Source organism: Cupriavidus agavae, from assembly GCF_004217045.1.
GTDB classification, from domain to species: Bacteria; Pseudomonadota; Gammaproteobacteria; order Burkholderiales; family Burkholderiaceae; genus Cupriavidus; species Cupriavidus agavae.
On the sequence record NZ_SGXM01000002.1, the window covers coordinates 222,059 to 243,616 of the forward strand.

At 67.3% G+C, this 21,558-nt stretch carries 18 protein-coding genes and 1 pseudogene; 11 read left to right on the forward strand and 8 right to left on the reverse strand.

Features of this window, described 5'->3' with window-relative positions:
- Window positions 1-116: 116 nt before the first annotated feature.
- Window positions 117-2,144: a squalene--hopene cyclase gene (gene shc, locus EV147_RS12070; protein ID WP_130391426.1), complete on the forward strand. Its 2,028-nt coding sequence runs from the start codon at window positions 117-119 to the stop codon at window positions 2,142-2,144.
- A gap of 83 nt (window positions 2,145-2,227) precedes the next feature.
- Here shc and oxlT read toward each other — a convergent pair whose 3' ends face one another.
- The gene (gene oxlT, locus EV147_RS12075) at window positions 2,228-3,550 is read right to left on the reverse strand and encodes an oxalate/formate MFS antiporter (RefSeq protein ID WP_130391427.1); all 1,323 of its coding nucleotides are present in this window, start codon (window positions 3,548-3,550) and stop codon (window positions 2,228-2,230) included.
- Window positions 3,551-4,483: 933 nt separating this feature from the next.
- On the opposite strand from oxlT, the gene EV147_RS12080 reads away from it, so the two are divergent.
- The 4 genes from EV147_RS12080 to EV147_RS12095 all read left to right on the forward strand — a co-directional run bounded on the left by EV147_RS12080 (window position 4,484) and on the right by EV147_RS12095 (window position 9,344).
- Complete coding sequence (locus tag EV147_RS12080) at window positions 4,484-5,005, forward strand: sigma-70 family RNA polymerase sigma factor (RefSeq protein ID WP_198680229.1); 522 nt, start codon at window positions 4,484-4,486, stop codon at window positions 5,003-5,005.
- Between the two features lie 6 nt (window positions 5,006-5,011).
- On the forward strand, window positions 5,012-6,046 hold the full coding sequence (locus EV147_RS12085; RefSeq protein WP_130391428.1) for a FecR domain-containing protein: 1,035 nt from the start codon (window positions 5,012-5,014) through the stop codon (window positions 6,044-6,046).
- Window positions 6,047-6,153: 107 nt separating this feature from the next.
- Window positions 6,154-8,583: a TonB-dependent receptor gene (locus tag EV147_RS12090; protein ID WP_130391429.1), complete on the forward strand. Its 2,430-nt coding sequence runs from the start codon at window positions 6,154-6,156 to the stop codon at window positions 8,581-8,583.
- Between the two features lie 23 nt (window positions 8,584-8,606).
- The gene (locus tag EV147_RS12095) at window positions 8,607-9,344 is read left to right on the forward strand and encodes a DUF4198 domain-containing protein (RefSeq protein ID WP_130391430.1); all 738 of its coding nucleotides are present in this window, start codon (window positions 8,607-8,609) and stop codon (window positions 9,342-9,344) included.
- 79 nt (window positions 9,345-9,423) lie between these two features.
- On the opposite strand, the gene EV147_RS12100 is transcribed toward EV147_RS12095, so the two are convergent.
- Complete coding sequence (locus tag EV147_RS12100; RefSeq protein ID WP_130391431.1) at window positions 9,424-10,191, reverse strand: IclR family transcriptional regulator; 768 nt, start codon at window positions 10,189-10,191, stop codon at window positions 9,424-9,426.
- 98 nt (window positions 10,192-10,289) lie between these two features.
- On the opposite strand from EV147_RS12100, the gene EV147_RS12105 reads away from it, so the two are divergent.
- The 6 genes and pseudogenes from EV147_RS12105 (at window position 10,290) to EV147_RS12130 (ending at window position 15,803) form a co-directional block, all read left to right on the forward strand.
- The gene (locus EV147_RS12105) at window positions 10,290-11,294 is read left to right on the forward strand and encodes a Bug family tripartite tricarboxylate transporter substrate binding protein (RefSeq protein ID WP_130391432.1); all 1,005 of its coding nucleotides are present in this window, start codon (window positions 10,290-10,292) and stop codon (window positions 11,292-11,294) included.
- A 53-nt stretch (window positions 11,295-11,347) separates the two neighbouring features.
- A complete protein-coding gene (locus EV147_RS12110) occupies window positions 11,348-12,031 on the forward strand; it encodes an RraA family protein (RefSeq protein ID WP_130391433.1) in 684 nt (227 codons plus the stop codon).
- The gene (locus EV147_RS12115; RefSeq protein ID WP_130391434.1) at window positions 12,028-12,975 is read left to right on the forward strand and encodes a hydroxyacid dehydrogenase; all 948 of its coding nucleotides are present in this window, start codon (window positions 12,028-12,030) and stop codon (window positions 12,973-12,975) included. Before EV147_RS12110 ends, EV147_RS12115 begins: the two co-directional genes overlap by 4 nt.
- Before the next feature lie 45 nt (window positions 12,976-13,020).
- Window positions 13,021-14,004 carry a Bug family tripartite tricarboxylate transporter substrate binding protein gene (locus tag EV147_RS12120; RefSeq protein ID WP_130391435.1) on the forward strand — a complete coding sequence of 328 codons (984 nt, stop codon included), beginning with the start codon at window positions 13,021-13,023 and terminating at the stop codon, window positions 14,002-14,004.
- Window positions 14,005-14,006: 2 nt separating this feature from the next.
- Window positions 14,007-14,876: pseudogene (locus tag EV147_RS12125) on the forward strand (SMP-30/gluconolactonase/LRE family protein); the annotation flags it as partial.
- 63 nt (window positions 14,877-14,939) lie between these two features.
- Window positions 14,940-15,803 (forward strand): LuxR C-terminal-related transcriptional regulator, encoded by an 864-nt coding sequence (locus tag EV147_RS12130; RefSeq protein WP_235844737.1) that lies wholly within the window; start codon window positions 14,940-14,942, stop codon window positions 15,801-15,803.
- Between the two features lie 49 nt (window positions 15,804-15,852).
- Here EV147_RS12130 and EV147_RS12135 read toward each other — a convergent pair whose 3' ends face one another.
- From EV147_RS12135 to EV147_RS12160, 6 genes are read right to left on the reverse strand one after another with little or no spacing between them, the layout of a single operon-like run.
- Entirely contained in the window at window positions 15,853-16,998 is a 1,146-nt protein-coding gene (locus EV147_RS12135; RefSeq protein WP_130391436.1) for an acyl-CoA dehydrogenase family protein, read from the reverse strand.
- Between the two features lie 25 nt (window positions 16,999-17,023).
- Entirely contained in the window at window positions 17,024-17,848 is an 825-nt protein-coding gene (locus EV147_RS12140; protein ID WP_130391437.1) for an SDR family NAD(P)-dependent oxidoreductase, read from the reverse strand.
- 20 nt (window positions 17,849-17,868) lie between these two features.
- Complete coding sequence (locus tag EV147_RS12145) at window positions 17,869-18,285, reverse strand: MaoC family dehydratase (RefSeq protein WP_130391438.1); 417 nt, start codon at window positions 18,283-18,285, stop codon at window positions 17,869-17,871.
- Window positions 18,282-18,737, reverse strand: coding sequence for a MaoC family dehydratase N-terminal domain-containing protein (locus tag EV147_RS12150; RefSeq protein ID WP_130391439.1), 456 nt, complete (start codon window positions 18,735-18,737; stop codon window positions 18,282-18,284). The genes EV147_RS12145 and EV147_RS12150 overlap by 4 nt, the downstream gene beginning before the upstream one ends.
- A 12-nt stretch (window positions 18,738-18,749) precedes the next feature.
- Window positions 18,750-19,934 carry a lipid-transfer protein gene (locus EV147_RS12155; RefSeq protein ID WP_130391440.1) on the reverse strand — a complete coding sequence of 395 codons (1,185 nt, stop codon included), beginning with the start codon at window positions 19,932-19,934 and terminating at the stop codon, window positions 18,750-18,752.
- Window positions 19,935-19,964: 30 nt separating this feature from the next.
- Window positions 19,965-21,524, reverse strand: coding sequence for a long-chain-fatty-acid--CoA ligase (locus tag EV147_RS12160; RefSeq protein ID WP_130391441.1), 1,560 nt, complete (start codon window positions 21,522-21,524; stop codon window positions 19,965-19,967).
- Between the last annotated feature and the right edge of the window lie 34 nt (window positions 21,525-21,558).

The window sequence follows — 21,558 nt, forward strand, 5'->3', positions numbered from 1 at the left end:
GAAGCCCACCGCCGCCCCCAGCGGGCCCCGGCCGCCGGTTCGTCCGAAACCCGCGAGCGCCAACTCTGGCGGACCGCAATGGTGCTGCTGATGCACCCGGAGTTCCCCGAACAAGCATGACCGCACAAGCCTTTCCGGCGTCGGATCTCGACGCCGCACTGACCCGCGCGCGCGACGCGCTGCTGGCACAGCAACATCCCGACGGCCACTGGTGCTTCGAGCTCGAATCCGATGCCACCATCACGGCCGAATACATCCTGATGATGCATTTCGTCGACGAGATCGACACCGCGCTGCAGGCGCGCATGGCCCGCTACCTGCGCGCCACGCAGCGGCTGGACGGCCACGGCGCCTGGGATCTCTATCTCGGCGGCGACGTGGACATGTCTGCCAGCGTCAAGGCGTACTTTGCGCTCAAGGCTGCCGGTGACTCGCCCGACGCGCCGCACATGGTGCGCGCCCGCGAGGTCATCCTCCAGCGCGGCGGCGCGGCAAAGTCGAACGTCTTCACGCGCATCCTGCTGGCCACGTTCGGCGAAGTGCCATGGCGTGCCACGCCGTTCATGCCGGTCGAGTTCGTGCTGTTCCCACGCTGGGCGCCGATCCACATGGACAAGGTGGCGTACTGGGCACGTACGACCATGGTGCCGCTGCTGGTGCTATGCGCCTTGAAGGCCAGGGCGAAGAATCCGCTCGGCATCCACGTGCAGGAGCTGTTCGTCACGCCGCCCGAGCTGGAGCGCAACTACTTCCCGCGCAAGGGCGGACTCAAGGACGTGTTCCTGGTGCTGGACCGGCTGGTGCGCCCGTTCGAACCGCTGATTCCGCCGGCACTGCGCCGCAAGGCCATCGCCCGCGCCGTGAAGTGGAGCGAAGAGCGCATGAACGGCGAAGACGGCTTCGGCGGCATTTTCCCGCCGATGGTCTACAGCTACGAAATGATGGTGCTGCTGGGCTACCCCGCCGACCATCCGATGCGCCTCGACTGCCAGCGGGCCCTGAAGAAGCTGATCGTCGAGCGGCCGGACGGCAGCGCCTACTGCCAGCCGTGCCTTTCGCCGGTCTGGGATACCGCGTGGAGCCTGATGGCGCTGGAACAGGCGCCGGCCAGCGAGCGCTCCGCATCGGCCATCGCCCGTGCCTACGACTGGCTGGCCGAGCGCCAGGTGCTCGACCAGTCCGGCGACTGGGAGCAGAACGCCGTGCCCGGCACCAGGCCCGGCGGCTGGGCGTTCCAGTATGCGAACCCCTATTACCCCGACATCGACGACACGGCCGTGGTGCTGGCCATGCTGCACGCCCACGGCCGGCGCACCGGGCAGGAAGCGCGCTTCAGGCCGCACGTGGACCGCGCCATGGACTGGTCGATCGGACTGCAATCGAAGAACGGCGGCTTTGGCGCCTTCGACGCCGATTGCGACCGGGGCTACCTGAACGCGATTCCGTTTGCCGACCACGGCGCCCTGCTCGACCCGCCTACCGAGGATGTCTCGGGCCGGGTGCTGCTGGCGCTGGGCGTGACCAACCGGCCGCAGGACCTGTCCGTGCGCGAACGCTGCATCGACTACCTGCGCCGCACCCAGCAGCGCGATGGCAGCTGGTGGGGCCGCTGGGGCACCAACTATATCTATGGGACGTGGAGCGTGCTGGCCGGGCTGGCGCTGGCTGGCGTGGACCGCCAGCAGCCGATGGTGCGGCGTGCCGTATCCTGGCTGCGCGGCAAGCAGAACGCCGACGGCGGCTGGGGCGAGACCAATGACAGCTATATTGATCCGGCGCTGGCCGGCACCCACGCATTCGGCAGCCAGTCCGACCAGACCGCCTGGGGCCTGCTGGGACAGTTGGCGCTGGGCGAAGCCGATTCCGACTCGGTGCGGCGCGGCGTGGATTACCTGATCCGCACGCAGCAGGCCGATGGATTCTGGATGCATCCGTTCCACAACGCACCCGGCTTTCCGCGCATTTTCCACCTGAAGTACCACGGCTATACCGCGTACTTTCCGCTGTGGGCACTGGGGAGGTATCGGAGGCTGACGATGGGACGCCGGCCGGGCGGGGCGCCGGCCGGCTCCTCTCTCCCGCCGGGCGGCAAAGAGACTGGGGGTGAGGGGAAAGCAGTCGAGATTGCCACGCTGGCATCTTGAGCGCCCCGCCCTCACCCCCGCCTCACCCCCGCCTTGCTCCCGCACGCGGGAGCAAGGAACACCTGAAGAACCGGATTGACGCGTCAGGCCGGAACCTGAGTCGCCCCGCGCTGCTCTTCCGTGAACTGCCGTTTCGACTCCGCCACGTGTCCCGCGAACACCGGCCTGAGCACGGTGAAGGCCAGGAACGCCGCGATCAGGTCCATCGTCGCCACCGTGTAGAGCACGGTCGACCACGTGCCCGTGGCTTCCATGAGCAGGTTGCCGATCGGCACGAACAGCGCGCCAATCCCCTTCGCCGTGTACAGCACGCCGTAGATCTTGCCGATGTGCTTGGTGCCGAAGGCGTCGCCGGCCAGGGCCGAGAACAGCGAGTAGACCTCGCCCCATGCCAGGAACACCAGGCCGGACAGCAACAGGAAGGCGTACGGGTTACTGCCGAAGTAGCCCAGCGCGATAATCCCGATCCCTTCGAGCGTGAATGCGATCACCATCGTCTTCTCGCGGCCGATGTGATCCGAGATCCACCCGAAGAGCGGGCGCGAGATCCCGTTCATCACGCGGTCCAGCATCAGCGCCAGGGGCAGCGCGGCCATCACGAAGAAGTGCAGGTCGACCTTGAAGTCCTTGACGCCGAGATCCTTGGCAATCACGCCGAGCTGGGCCACGGCCATCATCCCGCCGGTCACCACCAGCACGAACATGACCATCATCAGCCAGAACAGCTTGGTGCTGAGGGCCTCCTTGAGCGTGAAGTCACGCGTGGACTGGTAGATCTTGGTCGACGCCTTGACTTCGCCACTGTGCTGCGGCGCGCGCAGGAACCAGGCCGCCACGAACGCCAGCGACCCTTGCAGCAGGCCGAAGAACAGGAACGTGTGCTGGAAGCCCTGCGACTCGATCATCGCCGCGATCGGCAGGATCGTGGCCGCCGAGCCCGCGCCGTAGCCGCCGGCCGTCAGGCCCACTGCCAGGCCGCGACGGTCCGGGAACCACTTGATCGCGTTGTTGATACAGGTGGCGTAGATCGAACCCACCCCGAGACCGCCCACGCAGGCGCCGAAATAGAAGCCCATCAGCGTCGTGGCTTGCGAATTGATCACCCACGCGGCACCAATAAACAGCGCGCCAAACGCCACCATCAGGCGTGGCCCGAATTTATCGATGAAATACCCCTCGATCGGCGCCAGCCAGGTCTGCACCAGCACGAAAATGGTGAAGGCAATCTGGATATTGGCGCGCGACCAGCCGAACTCGTCCTGGATCTCGGGAACGAACAGGGTCCACGCGTACTGGATATTGGCCGTGGCGATCATGCAGACCACGCCCACCAGCAGCTGTTTCCAGCGCGTGCTTTCGGAAATTTCCTTATTGGGGCGCAGGGTCCCCGTTGATGCCTGAGTCATAGTGCGCTCCCTTTGATCGATGGGTGAACATATTCACGGGATATGCGTCGACGCATTGGTAACCGGCATCCGCTTTCGAAAATCTTCGCAAGCATTTCGTGTCTCCTGTTTCTAGTTCTTATCGGGCTTCATTTGGGGGTATGGGGTGAAGATCCATGCGCCGCGCACCATGATGGCGAACGGCCTGGCTAGTGTCGGCAAGGGCTGGCGCCTGCCGGAGATAATGGGGGAACCGGTCTTATTCTTTAACCATCTGAAAAGTCTCCTATTCTAGAATCCGCTGAATGAATGACAATTCTGTAATCTTCAACGTGATGTTCCCTTGTAATCCGGACGTAATGCGGCGAGGAACTGGATATAAGGTATGTGATATGCCAGCAGAGTCAAGGTAAATGCACGGCAGGGTTTTCACCATTCGGGTCGTCATCCACTCATTCCGATGACGAATCAATGCTTGGATTTAAAAGAATCTGGAATGATGGATTATCAAATGCGTAATTTGCAGGCAAAAAAAAGCCCGCAGGCTAGCACAAGCGGGCAGAGGCGTGGAGCGTGACACCAGTTCGCAACACGTGCCGTATTTATAGCCGAACTTGCGCCGGAATATTGGCGAAAATAACCGCCTTCAGGGTTTTCTCTAGATTATTTGATTACAATCCTGTCAGAAAGCCGGGAATATACGGAGTAATCGAGAATATGGACGATAAAAATCATCAAAGCTCCGGACCATGCAGATTTCGTCACACTTCGCGCAGGGCGGCTTGCCTGTGTTGCGGGCGCAACGTCCCGGCGCGGCGGCCCTGCCCGCAAATTGACACCGGCCGGGCGCCCTGTTATTAATAACCGTTCTCATTTATCCAGATGGATACCACTGCACGGCTAGCCGGGATCTGCTCACGGGAAGCTTGTAGTCACCGATGACGGGTCAGATCCATGAGTACGCCGGGCGCCATATTTCCCTCCTCGATCGAATCGCTCTACTGCGACCACCATGCATGGCTCAAGCGCTGGCTGCAGCGCCGGCTGGGCAGTGCCGAGCAGGCGGCCGATCTCGCCCACGATACGTTTGTACGCCTGCTCAACAGCGAGCGCGTCCCCGCACAGTTCGACGAGCCGCGCGCCTACCTCACCACGGTGGCCCGCAACCTGGTATCCAACCACTGGCGTCGCGAACAGCTTGAAACCGCCTACCTCGAAGCGCTGGCCCAGGCGCCGTACCAGTTCGAACTCTCGCCCGAGGACCGCGCGATCCTGCTGGAAACCCTGCTGGAGCTCGACCAGTTGCTCGACGGCCTGCCGCCTGCCGTGCGCGAGGCGTTCCTGCTGACCCAACTCGACGGACAGACCCACGCGCAGGTGGCCGAGGCGCTGGGCGTGTCAGTGCCGACCGTCAAGCGCTACGTGGTCAAGGGCCTGCAACAGTGCTATTTCGCCGATCTCTCCTTCGTGGCCTGACCCAGCGTGCCAACCTCCTCCTGGTATCGCGCCACCACGGAAGCCGCGACGATCCCGCCCAACGTGGCCGAACGTGCACTCGAATGGCTCGTGGAACTGCAGGACACCGGCGCCTCGCCGCAAGTCACCGAGGCGTGGCAGCGCTGGCGCACCGAACATCCCGACCACGAGCGCGCCTGGCAGCGGATTGAATCGGTGCGCGGCCGGTTGCAGCCGCTGGCCTCCCCGGTCGCAGCCGATATCGCCCGCACCGCGCTGGCCAGCGTGCCCGCCGCCCCGCCCCGTCCGCCGCGCCGCCAAGTCCTCAAGGCACTGGTCACGTTCGGATTCGCGGCGGGACTGACGATGGCGGCGCGCGAGTATTCGCCGTGGCGCCAGTGGACCGCCGACCACCGCACGGCCGTGGGCGAGCGCCGTACCGTGATGCTGTCCGATGGCACCGAGCTGTTGCTGAACACCGACAGCGCGGTCAACATCGCCTTCGACGGCGCCGAACGGCGCGTCCGGCTGCTGGCCGGCGAGATCCTGGTGACCACGGCCAAAGACCCGCAAGCCGCGGCGCGGCCGTTCCTGGTGGAAACCGCCCAGGGCACGGCCCGCGCGCTTGGCACACGCTACTCGGTACGCGAGGGGGACAGCGCCACCGAGGTCTGCGTCTTCGCCGGCGCCGTCGAGGTCCGTCCCCGCGACGGCACCGGCAACACGCTCGTGTTGCCGGCCGGGGCCTGCACCCGCTACAACCGGCTCGCGATCGAACCGCCGGTGCCCGCCGAGTCGTCACGCGTGGCCTGGGCCGAGGGCTTCATCGTGGCGCGCAGCATGCGGCTCGATGATTTTCTGGCCGAACTGCGACGCTACAGCCCGGCCGCATTGTCGTGCGAGCCGTCGATTGCCGGCCTGCGCGTCTCGGGTTCCTTCCCGCTCGATGATCCCGGCAAGGTGCTGGAGACCCTCGCCACCACGCTGTTCCTGCAGAAGGAGACGGTGACCCGGCTCTGGGGCCAGGACCAGATCCGCCTGCTGCCCGGGCGCCGAAGCTGAGCGCGGGCCCCTAGCCCAACTTTTTTCGGGAAGGCTGATCTGTTTTCCGATCTCGCGTGTCAGGGAGGGTAAGCACATTCATTCCCTTCCATTCAAAAGGTCAGATCATGGGTCCGGTCCAGGCGCGCAAGCGTCAAGCAATTCCTGTTTTCCGCCGCAAGCTGCTGGCATCGCTGGTGGGCCGCGTCGCGCTCGGCGCCATCGTCGCCGCCCCGCTCGGTGCGCTGCCGCTGGCCGCGCACGCCCAGGCCGCGCGCAGCTACAGCATCCCCGCCGGCTCGCTCGAAGACACGCTGAGCCGCTTTGGCCGTGACGCCGGCATCATGCTGTCGTTCAAGCCCGAAATCACCGCGGGCAAGCGCAGTGCGGGCCTGGACGGCACCTACACCGCACGCGGTGGACTCGACACGCTGCTGGCCAATACCGGGCTGGAAGTCACCCGGCAGCCGAACGGCAGCTACCTGATCAATGGCCCGGTCAGCAGCGGCACGGCCGAGGGCGGCGCGATGCTGCCAGCCGTGACGGTCACGGCGGCGGGAGACAGCCTGCCCCCCGCCTACGCCGGCGGCCAGGTGGCGCGCGGCGGCGGCCTGGGCGTGCTCGGCACGGCCAACGTGCTGGACCAGCCGTTCAGCACCACCAACTACACGGCCGAATTCCTCGACAATACGCAGGCCAAGACACTGGCCGACGTGGTCATCAACGACTCATCGGTACGCGTGCTGACCTCGCGCGGCGGCTTCGGCGAGGACTTCCAGATCCGTGGCTACACCGTGTCCAGCGGCGACGTAGGCGTCAATGGCCTGTACGGCATGGCCTCGTCGAGCCGGCTGCCGGCGGCGATCATGGAGCGCGTGGAGGTGCTCAAGGGGCCGGGCACGCTGATGTACGGCATCGGCCCGAACGGCAGCATCGGCGGCGCCATCAACGTGGTGACCAAGCGCGCCGAGAACGAGCCGCTGACGCGCCTGACCACCACCTACGAGAGCAAGTCGCTGTTCGGCGTGCAGGCCGACGTGGGCCGCCGCTTCGGCGAGAACAAGGAGTGGGGCGTGCGCGTGAACGGCGTGTTCAAGGGCGGCGACACCACCATCGACGATGGCCGCCAGAAGCTCGGCGTGGGCGCCCTGGCGCTCGACTATCGCGGCAAGAAGCTGCGCTGGACGCTGGACACCTACACCCAGCACGAAGGCACCGACAACTTCCGTCCGCAGGTGGGCTTCCTGGCCGGCGTGACGTCGATGCCGTCGGCGCCCTCGGCACACCGCAATTTCTACCCGGGCACGGAACTGTGGCTGCATGACACGGCTGTCATGTCGCGCCTCGAATACGACCTCTCGCCAAACCTGACCGTCTACGCGGCCGGCGGCTACCGCGAGGGCTCGGCCTACCAGACCTTCCCGCTGGGCTTTGCCAACGCGCAGGGCGCGTTCACGCCGTCGAACTCGTACTACGACTCGTACAGCAAGACCTGGACCGCCGATGTGGGCGCGCGCGCCAACTTCAATACCTTCGGCATCGGCCACCTGGTCACGGCCAGTTTCACGCGGCTGGAGCAGGAAACCGGCAGCGCCTACACGCCGTCGACGGCGGCCGGCCTGCCGTCGAGCATCTACAACCCGACGCCGCTGGTGCCCGTGGTCGGCACGCGCCTCGATTCCGCCCGCCAGTCCGAATCGGCCCAGACCAGCTTCACGCTGACCGACACGCTGTCGATGCTCGACGACCGCCTGCTGCTGACCGGGGGTTTCCGCCACCAGCGCGTGGTGCTCGACAACTACAGCACCGCCACGGGCGCCCAGACCGGCGCGTACGACCAGAGCGCCGTGTCGCCGGTGGCCGGCATCGTGGTCAAGCCGCTGCAGAACGTCTCGGTCTACGGCAACTTCACCTCGGGCCTGTCGCGGGGCGGCGTCGCGCCGGTTGGCACCGCCAACGCCGGCCAGGTGTTCGCGCCGTACAAGAGCAACCAGTACGAGGCCGGGGTCAAGGCCGACTGGGGCAAGGTCATGACGCAGGTCTCGGTGTTCCAGCTCGAACGCCCGGGTGCCGTGACCGATCCGGCCACCAACACCTACAGCTTCGATGGCGAGCAGCGCAACCGGGGCGTGGAGCTGTCGGCCTATGGCGAGGTGGCGCGGGGCCTGCGCATGATGGCCAGCGCCACGTTCTACGACGCCAAGCTCAAGAAGACGGCCGGCGGCGTGAACGACGGCAAGGACGCCAACGGCGTGCCCGACTACGCCTTCAACCTTGGCGCGGACTGGGACATGCCGTGGGTGCCGGGCCTGAGCCTGAACGGGCGGATCATCCATACCTCGTCGGTCTACTTCAACGCCGCGAACACGCTGAGCATGCCGAGCTGGACGCGCTATGACATCGGTGCCCGCTATCGCACCAAGGTTATGGGCAAATCTGTCGTTTTCCGTGCCAATATCGAGAACCTGTTTGGTTCGAACTACTGGCTCGTGAGCGGGACTTACGCTACTGTTGCGGCACCCCGCACGGTGCTGCTGTCCGCGCAATTCGACTTCTGATCCACCCTTACCCTGAGACTGTCATGAAATCTTCCGTCAAGTCCGCCGCGTTCGCCGGCGCCCTGCTCGGCCTGGCTGCCACGGCGCAAGCCCACCAGGTCTGGATCGAACAGCCGGCCGGCCAGGGCGCCGTGCTGCGCTTCGGCGAGTACGGCGAGAACCTGCGCGAGGTTTCGCCGGGCCTGCTCGACAAGTTCGGCGCGCCCACGGCCACGCTGATCTCCGCCAGCGGCGAGAAGACCGGTGCCGGCGTCAAGACCGCCACGGGCTACACGCTGCCGTTCACGGCCGGCGAACGCGACGCGATCGTGGCGGAAGACCCCCGCTATCCGCTCTCCACGTTCAAGCGTGGCGACAAGGAAGTCACCAACCGTTACTACCCGGCCGCGCGCTGGGTGTCGGATTTCGCCCCGCAGCAGCCCAAGCTGGCGCTGGACCTCGTGCCGGCTGGCACGCCGGGCCAGTTCAAGGTGTTCTTCCAGGGCAAGCCGCTGCACAAGGCCAAGGTGGCACTGGTGACGCAATCGGGCTGGGCCAAGGAGGCGCATGCCGACGAGCAGGGCGTGGTCACGTTCGACATGCCATGGAAGGGCATGTACGTGGCGGAGGTTGCGCACAACGACCCGAACCCGGGCGAGCGCCAGGGCGCGAACGGCGTGGAGAAATTCACGGCGGTCAGCTACGTGACGTCGGTCACGTACGTGAAGCGCGACGGCGTGGAGCCGCTGCCGGCAGGCCCGGCCGCGAAGCCGAACAAGTAAGACAAACGCGGCGCCTGCCGCAACCTGTAGCACTGGGGCCGCCTTGCGCGGCCCTTTTTTCATTGCCGGCCGGGAGCGGTCACGGGTGCCAGGTCGAGGGCTTCTCGACAGCCATCGGGGGCCGCTGGCTGCCGGCCATCGCGTACGAGAGCCGGTTGGCCGCATCGACCACGGTTTGCGCCAGATCGAGCAGGCGGGCTTCGTCGAGCCGGGCGGTCGGACCCGATATGCACATCGAGCCCAGCAGCCGCCAGTGCAGGCCGAACACCGGCGCCGACACGCTCGACACCTCCGGCTCGCGCTCGCCGAGCGACAGGTGGAAGCCGCGCCGGCGGATCGACTCGTAAAGCTCGCCCGATTCTCCGGAGAACGCCAGGATGACCCGCCCCGGCGAGCCGCTGTCGAGCGGCAGCGCCGCGCCAATCCGCACGTGGTGGCGGATCGCCTGCGGCCCCTCCACCCGCACGAGACAGGTCCGCTGCTGCCCCTCGCGCACGTAGAACGAGGCGCTTTCACCGGTGGCGATCGTCAGCTCGCGCAAGACCGGCTCCACTACCTCCTGCACGTTGAACGTGGCCTGGTAACAGGCACCGAGCCACCCGGCGGCGCGCCCCAGCCGCCAGTTGCCATCCTCTTTCTGCACCAGGTAGTTGTCCGCCGCCAGCGTGCGGGCCAGCCGCAACACGGTGGTCTTGTGGATGCCGGTCCGGCGGCTCAGTTCGGCCAGCGACAGCTGTGGATCGTTGACGCCGAACGCTTCGAGCACGCGCAGTGCCCGGGTGACGGCTGTCACGCCGCTGCCTGACTCGGCACTTGAAGCGGCAAATTCATCACTATTCTGGTTCATGGCGCGGAACATGTTTCGTCGTGCGAAACGGTATTGTATGCGGTGAAACGCTCAACAACAATCTGTCTCACAACACAACGATATTCGGAGACACAGTCATGAGCGCCATCCGCTCGGTTCGCCGCAACCTGTTCACCCTCGCCCTCGGCATCGCCGCCGTGCTCCCAGTTGCCACCGTTGCTACCGGCGCCCATGCGGCCCCGGCATACCCCTCGAAGCCGATCCGCGTGATCGTGCCGTTCCCGGCCGGCGGCGGCACCGACATCATTGCCCGCGAGGTCACCAACAAGGTGGCGATGGCCACCGGCTGGACGTTCGTGGTCGACAACAAGCCCGGTTCGGGCGGCAACCTCGGCGTGGACGCTGCCGCCAAGGCGCCCGCCGACGGCTACACCATCGTGCTGGGCCAGACCAGCAACCTGGCGATCAATCCCACGCTGTTCAGCCACCTGCCCTACGACCCGCTCAAGGATCTGGCGCCGATCAGCCTTGTGGCCAGCGCGCCGCTGGTGCTGGCGACGCCGGTCAACTCGCCCTACAAGACCGTGGCGGACCTGGTCCAGGCCGGCAAGGCCAAGCCGGGCAAGCTCAATATCGCCTCGCCAGGCAATGGCACGGTGGCCCACCTTTCGGGCGAACTGCTGCAGAAGACCGCCGGCGTGAAGTTCACCCATGTCCCGTACAAGGGCACCGCGCAGGCGGTCAACGACCTGATTGGCGGACAAGTGGACCTCTACTTCTCGTCGGTGCCGACGCTGCTGGCCCATATCCGCAACAACAAGGTCCGCGCGCTGGCGGTGACCTCGGCCCGGCGCGTCGATGACCTGCCGCAGGTCCCGACCATCGCCGAGTCCGGCTACCCCGGCTTCGAGGCCGCCACGTGGTTCGGCTTCGTGGCGCCGGCCGCGACGCCCAAGGACGTCATCGCCCGGCTGAATGCCGAGTTCAACAAGGCGCTCCAGACCCCGGACCTCGCGAAGAAACTCAGTGACCAGGGCGCCGTGGTGCTGGGCGGTACGCCCGAAGCGTTTGGCGCGCGCATCCGCCAGGACATCACCCGCTGGGCCGCCATCGTCAAGGAGTCCGGCACCAAGCTGGACTGAGCCCTACCCCCTTCCAAATTCAAAGTTATTCCTACGTTTTCCGGAGACAAGCCATGGCCCTGCCCAACATCAATCCATCGTTCGAGCGCGTTGCACCCGCCATCGTGGCCCAGGCCGCCAGGTTCCAGCCGGCCATCCTGGCCGACGTGGCGGGCCGCCGTGGCGCACTGCACGGCCGCATCCGGGCGCTGCGCCCCAATATGAAAGTGGCCGGCACGGCCTTTACCGTGGAGGTGCGCCCCGGCGACAACCTGATGATCCACGCCGCGCTGGCACTGGCCCAGCCGGGCGACGTGCTGGTGATCGATGGCAAGGGCGACCAGACTTCGGCGCTGATGGGCACCATCATGATGAACGCGGCGCGGCAGCGCGGGCTGGCCGGGGTGGTGATCGACGGCGCCGTGCGCGACAGCCTCGAACTGGAGGAAATGGGCTTTCCGGTGTTCTCCGTGGGCACCAATCCGAACGGCCCGACCAAGGAAGTGGGCGGCCGGCTCGGCCATCCGGTCTGCGTGGGCGGCGTGACGGTCTATCCGGGCGACTATGTCTGCGGCGACGCCGACGGCGTGGTGGTGGTGGAGCGCGACAAGATCGAATCGCTGCTGGCCGCCGCCGAGCACAAGGAAGCTGCGGAAGCCAAGCGCATTGCCCAGATCCAGGAGGGCAACACCCAGGCGCCGTGGCTGCTGGCCTCGCTGGTCACCGCCGGGGTACTGAAGCAGGGAGAAACGCTGTGAGCAAGCGGCCCGCCATTCTTGTCACCGGCGCCGACCTGGCACCTGAAGCGCTGCAGATCCTGCGCGACTTCTCGATCGTCTACGCCGGCAAGACGCCCCGGCCCGAAGACCTGACTGCGCTGGCCCGCGAGCACGACCCGGTGGGCATCATCGTGCGCTACGGCAGCGTGCCGGCCGAGGTCATGGACGCCGCCCCGTCGCTGCGCGTGATCGCCAAGCACGGCAGCGGCACCGACACCATCGACAAGCCGGCCGCCGCCGCCCGCAATATCGAGGTACTGGCAGCCATCGGCGCCAACGCGGCGGCCGTGGCCGAGCACGCGCTGGCGCTGATGCTGGCGTGCGCCAAATCCATCGTGCCGCTCGACGCGCGCATGCACGCCGGACACTGGGACAAGGCCACGCACAAGAGCGTGGAACTGAGCGGCCGCACCGTGGGGCTGGTCGGGCTCGGCACCATCGGCCTGCGCCTGGCCCGGATCTGCCACGCCATGGACATGCGCGTGATCGGTTTCGACCCGTATGCCGGAAACCTGCCGGAATACATCGACGCGGTGGATCTGGACACCGTCTGGGCTCAGGCGGACGTGATCTCGCTGCACTGCCCGCTGACCGACGACAACCGCAAGCTGCTGAACACCGAGGTGCTGGCGCGCTGCAAGCCCGGCGTCATCCTCGTCAACACGGCACGCGGCGGCCTGGTCGACGAACCGGCGCTGCTCGACGCGATCCGCTCCGGACAGGTGGGCGCCGCGGGGCTCGACAGCTTCGCCGTGGAGCCGATGGCGGCCCCCCATATCTTCCACGGGCAGCCCGGGATTATCCTGAGCCCGCATATCGGCGGCGTGACCAGCGCGGCCTACGTGAACATGGGCATTGCCGCCGCCAGGAATGTCGTGGCCGCGCTGGCGCGCGCCCGTCAGCCCGAACTCGCAAAGCAGTAAGACACCGGCCGGGACAAAAGCCGATACATGAGCAGGAGACACACGATGACAACCAAGCAAACCTGGGTCACGCAGCGCCGTTGGCTGGCGCTGGCGGCGCTCGCCATTCTCTCCTTCGGCGCCCATGCCGAAACCTGGCCGGCCAAGCCCGTGAAGATCATCGTCCCCTACCCCCCGGGCGGCGCGGTGGACGCGGTCACGCGCAAGATGGCCCAGCGCCTGACCGAACAGACCAGCCAGAGCTTCTTCGTCGAGAACAAGGCCGGCGCCACGGGCACGATCGGCTCGCAGCAGGTGGCCCGCTCCGCGCCGGACGGCTACACGCTGCTGGCCAACGACACCACCTACGCGCTGCTGCCCCACATCTTCCGCAAGCTGCCGTTCGACTACGCGCAGGACCTGCAGCCGGTCTGTGCCTATGTATTCGCGCCGATGGGCGTGGTGGTCAAGGCCGAGAGCCGGTACAAGACGCTGAACGACCTGCTGGCCGCCGCCAGGGCCGCCGAGGACAAGGTCAGCTACGGCTCGGGAGGGCCGGGCTCGACGCCGCATTTTGCCAGCGAGGCCCTGGGCATCGCCACGGGCGCGCACTTCATGCACGTGCCGTTCAAGGGCGCTGGCGAGGCCACCGTGGCGTTGCTGGGCGGCACCGTGGACTTCCAGATGGCCTCGATCTCGGGCGTGATCGGCCAGGTACAGGGCAACAAGCTGCGCGTGCTGGCCGTCAGCGGCGACAAGCGCCTGCCGGCGCTGCCCACCGTCCCCACGTTCGCCGAGGCCGGCGTGCGCGACTACGGCGTGACCAACTTCACCGGCCTGTGGGCGCCCAAGGGCACGCCGCCTGACGTGCTGGCGCGCATCCAGAAGGAAGTCTCCACCGCCATGGCCACGCCTGACATGCGCAACTACGCGCAGGGCATCGGCGCCGACGCCGGCTACTGGGACGCCACCGCATTCCGCAAGGAGATGGGCGAGCGCACGGCATTCTGGGGTAAGGTTGCCAGCAAGACCGGTTTCGAGAAACAGTAACCATGTTCCTTCTGCATCCACCCGTCGTCCGCGAAGCCACGCTGTTCAGCAGCCTGCCCGCGCGCTACCGCGATGCCCGCCGGACCGACTGGTCCGACGCCAACCAGGGCGGGCGGGCCATCGACTCGTTCCTCGAAGGCCCGGTGGTGGACGATGCCGGCAACCTCTACGTCAGCGACATTCCCAACGGCCGCATCTTCCGGATCGATGCCGCTGGCGCATGGGAGCTGGTGGCCGAATGGGACGGCGAGCCGAACGGCATGAAGTTCCTCGGCCAGCACGAACTGCTGGTGACCGATTACCGCAACGGGCTGATGCGCGTGGATACCCGCACCGGCAGCGTCCGGCCGCATCTGGGCCGGCGCAATACCGAGAGTTTCAAGGGCGTCAACGACCTTACGCTCGATACGCGCGGCAACGTGTACTTCACCGACCAGGGCCAGACCGGCCTGCACGATCCCACCGGGCGCGTGTACCGGCTGACGCCCGAAGGCCGGCTGGACCTGCTGCTGCACAACGTGCCCAGCCCGAACGGCATCGTGCTGTCGCCCGACGAGCGCTTCCTGTTCGTGGCAGTCACGCGCGGCAACTGCGTCTGGCGCATGCCATTGCAGGCGGACGGCAATGTCTCCAAGACCGGCCAGTTCTTTACCTCGCATGGTCCGAGCGGCCCCGACGGGCTGGCGATGGACCAGTCCGGCCGGCTGCTGGTGGCCAACCCCGGGCTGGCCTATGTCTGGGTGCTGAACCACCGTGCCGAACCGGTCGAAGTGATCCGGGGGCCTGCCGGCCACTCGCTGACCAATCTCGCCTTTGGCGGTGCGGACCGCAAGACGCTCTACATCACTGATTCCACCGCTGGCGCGATCCTGAGCATCGGGCGGCTCGTCAACGACACGCTGCCGTTCGCCAAGATGACAGGACCGGTCGATTCGATGACCACCTGCCACATCCTGAGCGCCCGCATCGCGCTGGCGCGCGGCGACCGCGACCTCTGGCAGCGCCGCCTGCTCGAACTGGAGGAACTGGGTGGCCAGATGCCGTCGCCACGCGCGGTCTGTTCGGCCTGGCTCGAACGCGCCCGCGTCGCCACGCTGGACGGTGCCCTCGACGCCGCCGCGCAGGCGCTGCGCGCCGCGGAACAGCACGGCGCCTGGGAAGCGCTCGACGACGCCGGCTACGGCAACGAGGTCGACATCCCTGCCGTGGCACGCTGGCGGCTCGATATCGCGCGCGGCCAGCATCGCACGGCCAGCGTGGCGCTGGCCGGCGCCATCGCCGTGGCAGTCGCGCAGCAGCGTCATTGGCGGCTGCTCAAGCTCCGGCTGCTGCACGCGATGGCGCTCGATGGCGCGGCCCAGGCCGACACCGCGCTGGACACACTGACCGACGCGCTGCGCCTGGCAAGCCATGAAGGACTCGTGCGCAGCTTTCTCGACGAAGGACCGGCCCTGGTCGTGCTGCTGCAGCGCTGGCAGCAGGCCCGTGGTGCCGCAAGCCAGGCCCACGGCGTGGCGCCGGGCTTCGTGCCGGGGCTGCTGGCGCGCATGGGCGCCGGGGCCACGGCAGCCGCGCCGCCACCGACGACGCCGGACGCGGGCCCCGATGCGCTGACGCTGCGCGAACGCGATGTGGTGCAAATGCTCTCGCATGGCCACCGCAACCGGGCCATTGCCGAGAAGCTGTTCGTCTCCGAACTCACCGTGAAGTCCCACCTGCGCCGGATCAGCGCCAAGCTGGGAGCGCAGAGCCGCACCGAAGTGGTGGCGATCGCCCGGCAACGGGGCCTGCTCGACTGACGCAGGCCCCGCTTCCCGCCGAGACGTGACGTAACGTGACGCGGCGGCGCTACAGCGTACGGGCAATCAACTCCTTCATGATCTCGTTGGAGCCGCCATAGATCTTGCCCACGCGCGCGTTGACGTAGAGCCGGGCAATCGGATACTCGGCCATGTAGCCGTATCCGCCGTGCAGTTGCAGGCACTCGTCGATGATCTCGCAGCTTTTCTGCGTGCACCACCATTTGGCCATCGCCGCCGTCTCGCCATCGAGTTCGCCACGCAACACCTTCGCCATGCAGTCGTCCACGAAGGCGCGGGCCACGGCTACGTGCGTCTTGCATTCGGCCAGCCGGAAACGCGTGTTCTGCAGTTCCAGCAGCGCCGTGCCGAACACCTGACGGTCACGCACGTAGGCCACCGTGGTTTCCAGCGCCCGTTCCATCGAGCCGAGCGCGCCAAGCGCGATGGTCATGCGCTCCTGGGGCAACTGCTGCATCAACTGGTAGAAGCCGCGCCCTTCCTCGTCGCCAAGCAGGTTGCCACACGGTACGCGCACGCCGTCGAAGAACAGTTCGGCCGTGTCCTGCCCCTTCTGGCCGATCTTCTCCAGCACGCGGCCGCGCCGGAAACCTGCCAGCCCTGCCGTCTCCACCACGATGATCGACACGCCCCGGGCACCCTGCGTCGGGTCGGTCTTGACCACCACGCAGATCAGGTCGGCCAGCAACCCGTTCGAGATAAACGTCTTCGAACCGTCGATCACGTAGTGGTCGCCGTCGCGCACGGCGCGCGTCTTGACGTTCTTGAGGTCCGACCCCGCGCCCGGCTCGGACATGGCAATGGCGCCCACCAACTCGCCGGTCGCCATCTTCGGCAGCCAGCGCTGCTTCTGCGCCTCGGAGCCATAGCGCAGGATGTAGTGCGCCACGATGGCACTGTGCACGCCCGTTCCCAGGCTCGTGGCCATGGCGCGAGCCTGTTCGTAGGCGATGATGGCATCGTGCGCGTACGATCCCCCGCCTCCGCCGTACGCCTCCGGAATGCTGGCGCACAGCATGCCGATCTCGCCGGCCTTGCGCCAGGTTTCACGGTCCACGTGCTGCTGCTTGCCCCAGCGCTCCTCGTTCGGTACCAGTTCGCGCTCGACAAACTTGCGGATGGCGTCCTGGAAGATCGACAGGTCCTCGGTAATCCATGGGCTCTGGTTCGACATGGCTATCCTCTCGTAGTGGCGCGGATCAGGTACGGCCGCCGCTGACCACCAGCACCTGGCCGCTGATGTAGTTCGACTCGGGAATGCACAGCAGGTAGACCGCGCCGGCGGCCTCGGCCGGCGTGCCGCCACGGCCCACCGGGATGGTGGCCTCGACGTTCTTCATCAGTTGCGCGTTGACGCCTACCTTGATCTCGCGGCCCGCGATGTCGATCGTGGCGTTGTCGCCTGCCACCGCCTCGGTCAGGCGCGTCTTGATCAGCCCGAACGCCACGCTGTTGACGTTGACGCGGTAGCGGCCCCACTCCTTGGCCAGCGCGCGCGTCAGGCCGTTGATGGCCGCCTTGGCCGCCGAGTAGTTGGCCTGGCCGGCATTGCCGGTCACGCCCGACACCGACGAGATGTTGACCACCTTGCGGAATACTTCCCGGCCCGCCGCGGCGTCGGCCTTGGCGGTCTCGCGGAAATGGTCCGACGCCGCGCGCAGGATGCGGAACGGCGCGGTGACGTGCACGTCCATGATGGTCGACCACTGTTCGTCCGACATCTTCTGGATCACGTTGTCCCAGGTGTAGCCGGCGTTGTTCACGATGATGTCGAGACCGCCGAACGATTGCAGCGCCGTCTGCACGAACCGGTCAGCGAAATCGGCATCGGTCACGCTGCCCGTGCACGCAACAGCCCGGCCGCCAGCGGCCTGGATCTCGCGCACCACGGCATTGGCCGGCTCCGCGTCGAGGTCGTTCACGACCACGGCCGCGCCTTCGCTGGCCAGCTTCAGTGCGATCTCGCGGCCGATGCCCCGGCCCGAACCCGATACGATGGCTACCTTGTCCTGCAACTTGCTCATGGGTGTCTCCTCTGTGGTTGTCAGGCCGTGGGCGCGATCAGCGCCTCGCCGGCCAGTTTGATTTCGCCCTGCTGGTTGCACGTGGACAGCGCCACGCGCACGGTACCGGCCGCCGCGTCCTTCCCGGTGACCACGCCGCTGCACGTCACGACGTCGCCGACATGGGTGATGGCCGCGAAGCGCACCGAGAACGCGCGGATCTGCTCCTGCGGCACCCAGTTGGTCAGCAGCCGCCCCAGGTAGGCCATCGACAGCATGCCGTGGGCGAAAACGTCGGGCATGCCGGCGCGGCGCGCGAAGTCGATGTCGACATGGATCGGGTTGTGGTCGCCGGACGCCCCCGCGTAGAGCGCCAGCGCCAGCCGGCTCAGCGGCTCCGTGTCGAACGGCGGCAACTGGCTGCCGACCTCCAGCGCCTCGAAGCGGATCTCGCTCATCGTGTCTCTCCGGTATTGCGCACCACCACCACGCTGCGCAGGTCAGCCACCGGGCCGCCATCGGCGCCGGTCACGCGTGTCTCGCGCACCACGAAGCCCAGCGCGCCGCCCTTCTTCTCGTAGATGTCGGCGATGCGCATCTCGAAGGTCAGCCGCTCCCCCGCAAACGCCATGCGGTGATACTGGAAACCCTGTTCGCCGTGCAGGATGCGGCCGATGTCGATGCCGAGCAGGTCGAGCGTGGCGCGCGGGTTGGGCGCCTCCATCTCCAGGCAGAACAGGAACGTGGGGGGCACCGGCAGCGCCGGGTAGCCCGCGTCGGCCGCCGCAGCGTGGTCGGCGTAGCGCGGATCCGCCTGGCCGGTGGCCTTGGCGAAGAAGCGGAGCCGGCCGGCTTCGACCTCCACGGTGTGGCGCGAGACCACCGTGCCGATATGTCGGGTATCGAGCATGGATGCCTCCGCTTACTGGCGTTCGTACAGCGTCACCACGCAGGCGCCGCCGAGGCCGAGGTTGTGCTGGAGCGCCAGCTTCGCGCCGCTGACCTGGCGGTCCTGCGCCTGGCCGCGCAGTTGCCAGACCAGTTCCGCGCACTGGGCCAGTCCGGTAGCGCCGAGCGGATGGCCTTTCGACAGCAGGCCGCCCGAGGGGTTGGTTACCACACGCCCGCCATAGGTGTTGTCGCCGTCGAGGATGAATTTCTCGGCCGTGCCCTCGGGCGTCAGGCCCAGCGCCTCGTAAGTGATCAGTTCATTGGCGGTGAAGCAGTCGTGCAGCTCCACCACGTCGATATCCTCCGGCCCCACCCCGGCGGCCTCGTAGACCGTCTGCGCCGCGGCATGTGTCATGTCGTAGCCCACCACCTTGCGCATGTCGCCCTCGTCGAACGTACTGTTGCGGTCGGTGGTCATGGCCTGCGCGCGGATCGCCACACGGGTGTCGAGGCCGTACTTCTTCGCGAACGCCTCGGAACACACGATCGCGGCGGCTGCGCCGCATGTGGGCGGACAGCACTGCAGGCGCGTCAGCGGGTCGAAGACGGCCGGCGACGCCATCACCTGGTCGAGCGTCACCGTATTGCGGAACACCGCAAACGGGTTGCGCGCGGCGTGCTGCCGTGCCTTGACCGAGATCCGGCCGAACGTGTCGGGGCGGATGTCGTACTCCTTGAGATAGTCGCGCGCCGCGCCGCCGAAGAACTGGGCGGCACGCGGCGCGGCTGCGTCGACGCCCTGGATATCGCGCATCACGTCGACAAAGCGCGCGAGCGGCGCCGGGCGGTCCTCATAGGCGCCCTTGAGCGCGCCCGGCACCATCTGTTCGAAGCCGAGGGCAATCGCGCATTCCACGGCGCCGCTGGCCACCGCCTGCCGCGCCAGGAACAGCGCCGTAGAGCCCGTGGCGCAGTTGTTGTTGACGTTGACGACGGGAATGCCGGTCAGGCCCACGCCGTAGATCGCGGCCTGTCCCGCCGTGGAGTCGCCATAGACATAGCCGACATAGGCCTGTTCCACCAGCGCGTAGTCCACGCCTGCGTCCGCCAGCGCGGCACGCGCGGCGTTGGCGCCCATCACGTGATAGTCGTCGCTCGCGCCCGGCTTCGTGAACGGGATCATGCCGACACCCGCCACCAGTACAGTTCTGCTCATGCTCGTTTCCTCGTTCGTGGAGATAAGGGTTCAGCCAACCTGCCGCGCCTGGCCGCGCCAGTACGCGTCGCGCAGGTCGCGCTTCAGGATCTTGCCGGCGGCCGACAGCGGCAAGTCGGCCCGGAACTCGATGCTCCGGGGGCACTTGTAGTGGGCCAGCGCCGCCCGGCAGTGCTCGCGCAAGGCTGCCTCGTCCGGGTTCCGGCCCGCATGCGGCACCACCACCGCGTGCACTGCCTCGCCCCAGTCGGCATCGGGAATGCCGATCACCGCGCAGGACGCCACATCGGGGTGCAGCGACAGCACGCTCTCGACCTCGGCCGAATAGACGTTCTCGCCGCCAGTGACGATCATGTCCTTGAGACGGTCGACGATGAACAGGTAGCCTTCGTCGTCCATGTAGCCGCCGTCGCCGGTGTAGAGCCAGCCGTCGCGCAGCGCCTCGGCGGTTTCCTTCGGGCGGTTCCAGTAGCCACTGAAGACATTGGCGCCGCGCACGATGATCTCGCCCACGGTGTGGCGCGGCACCTCGTTGCCCTCCGGATCGACGATGCGCATCGTCACGCCTGCACTGGCGCGGCCCGCCGAGCGGTACAGGCCGCTCTGACGCCCCGCGTGGCGATGGTTCCCGGGCGGGTTGACCGTGATGAGCGGGCTCGCCTCGGTCATGCCGTAGGCGTGGAAGAAATCGATATCGGGCAGCGCGGCCAGCGCCCGATCGAGCAGGCCGGCGGAGATCGGCGAGGCGCCATAGGAGATGCGCCGCAGGCTGGACAGGTCGTGCCGGCCGAACGCCGGATCGGCGAGCAGCGCCTGCAGCATGGTCGGCACCAGCAGCAGCTCTTCGATCTTTTCCTGCTCGACGGCCGCCAGCACCGCCGCCGGCACGAAGCCGGGCTGGATCACCTGCACGTCGCCCATCACGATATGGCCGACCGCCCGCGCCATGGCGGCGGTGTGGAACAGCGGCGCCACCTGCAGCGAGACAAAGGCGCCCGACCCTTCGCGGTATTGCGCCATGCGCGAGACCGCCGATGCCCACAGGTTCAGGTGCGACTGCATGACGCCCTTGGGCTTGCCCGTGGTGCCGCCGGTGTACATGATCGACGCCAGGTCGTTGCCGCCGCGGAACGCGTCGGGCACCGGCGTGGCGGCCGCGATCAGTGCCTCGTAGCCGAGCAGGCCGTCCGGCGCGCGCTGCTCGCCGGCATGGATCACGCACGGCGGGCGCCGCGCGCCGGCCAGGATGCCGGGCACCATGGGCAGGAACTGGTCATCCACGATCAGGATGCCGGTATCGCAGTCGTCCAGCGAGTAGACGATCTCGGGCACGCTCCAGCGGATATTGACCGGGTTCAGCACGCCACCGCCCCACCAGACCGCCAGCATGTATTCGATATAGCGGTCCGAGTTCAGCGCCAGCATGCTGACACGGTCGCCGGGCGCCATGCCCTGCGCCTGCAGCGCGCCGGCCAGCCGTGACACGCGGCCATGCAGCGTCCGGAACGTCTGGGTGCGGCCCTGGAACACGGTGGCGCGGTCGTCCGGCGTCTGCTGCATGCAGCGATGCAGCCCTTGCGTCAGATACATTGCTCGTCTCCTCGATGTGATGCCCGGTTCACGG

Coding starts and splice junctions, on each gene's coding strand:
- oxlT (WP_130391427.1), bottom strand. CDS start 3,550: ATGACTCAGGCATCAACGGGGACCCTGCGCCCCAATAAGGAAATTTCC.
- EV147_RS12155 (WP_130391440.1), bottom strand. CDS start 19,934: ATGAGCAGAACTGTACTGGTGGCGGGTGTCGGCATGATCCCGTTCACG.
- EV147_RS12160 (WP_130391441.1), bottom strand. CDS start 21,524: ATGTATCTGACGCAAGGGCTGCATCGCTGCATGCAGCAGACGCCGGAC.
- EV147_RS12080 (WP_198680229.1), top strand. CDS start 4,484: ATGAGTACGCCGGGCGCCATATTTCCCTCCTCGATCGAATCGCTCTAC.
- EV147_RS12135 (WP_130391436.1), bottom strand. CDS start 16,998: ATGTCGAACCAGAGCCCATGGATTACCGAGGACCTGTCGATCTTCCAG.
- EV147_RS12140 (WP_130391437.1), bottom strand. CDS start 17,848: ATGAGCAAGTTGCAGGACAAGGTAGCCATCGTATCGGGTTCGGGCCGG.
- EV147_RS12105 (WP_130391432.1), top strand. CDS start 10,290: ATGAGCGCCATCCGCTCGGTTCGCCGCAACCTGTTCACCCTCGCCCTC.
- EV147_RS12095 (WP_130391430.1), top strand. CDS start 8,607: ATGAAATCTTCCGTCAAGTCCGCCGCGTTCGCCGGCGCCCTGCTCGGC.
- EV147_RS12120 (WP_130391435.1), top strand. CDS start 13,021: ATGACAACCAAGCAAACCTGGGTCACGCAGCGCCGTTGGCTGGCGCTG.
- EV147_RS12130 (WP_235844737.1), top strand. CDS start 14,940: ATGACCACCTGCCACATCCTGAGCGCCCGCATCGCGCTGGCGCGCGGC.
- EV147_RS12100 (WP_130391431.1), bottom strand. CDS start 10,191: ATGAACCAGAATAGTGATGAATTTGCCGCTTCAAGTGCCGAGTCAGGC.
- EV147_RS12145 (WP_130391438.1), bottom strand. CDS start 18,285: ATGAGCGAGATCCGCTTCGAGGCGCTGGAGGTCGGCAGCCAGTTGCCG.
- EV147_RS12110 (WP_130391433.1), top strand. CDS start 11,348: ATGGCCCTGCCCAACATCAATCCATCGTTCGAGCGCGTTGCACCCGCC.
- EV147_RS12150 (WP_130391439.1), bottom strand. CDS start 18,737: ATGCTCGATACCCGACATATCGGCACGGTGGTCTCGCGCCACACCGTG.
- shc (WP_130391426.1), top strand. CDS start 117: ATGACCGCACAAGCCTTTCCGGCGTCGGATCTCGACGCCGCACTGACC.
- EV147_RS12090 (WP_130391429.1), top strand. CDS start 6,154: ATGGGTCCGGTCCAGGCGCGCAAGCGTCAAGCAATTCCTGTTTTCCGC.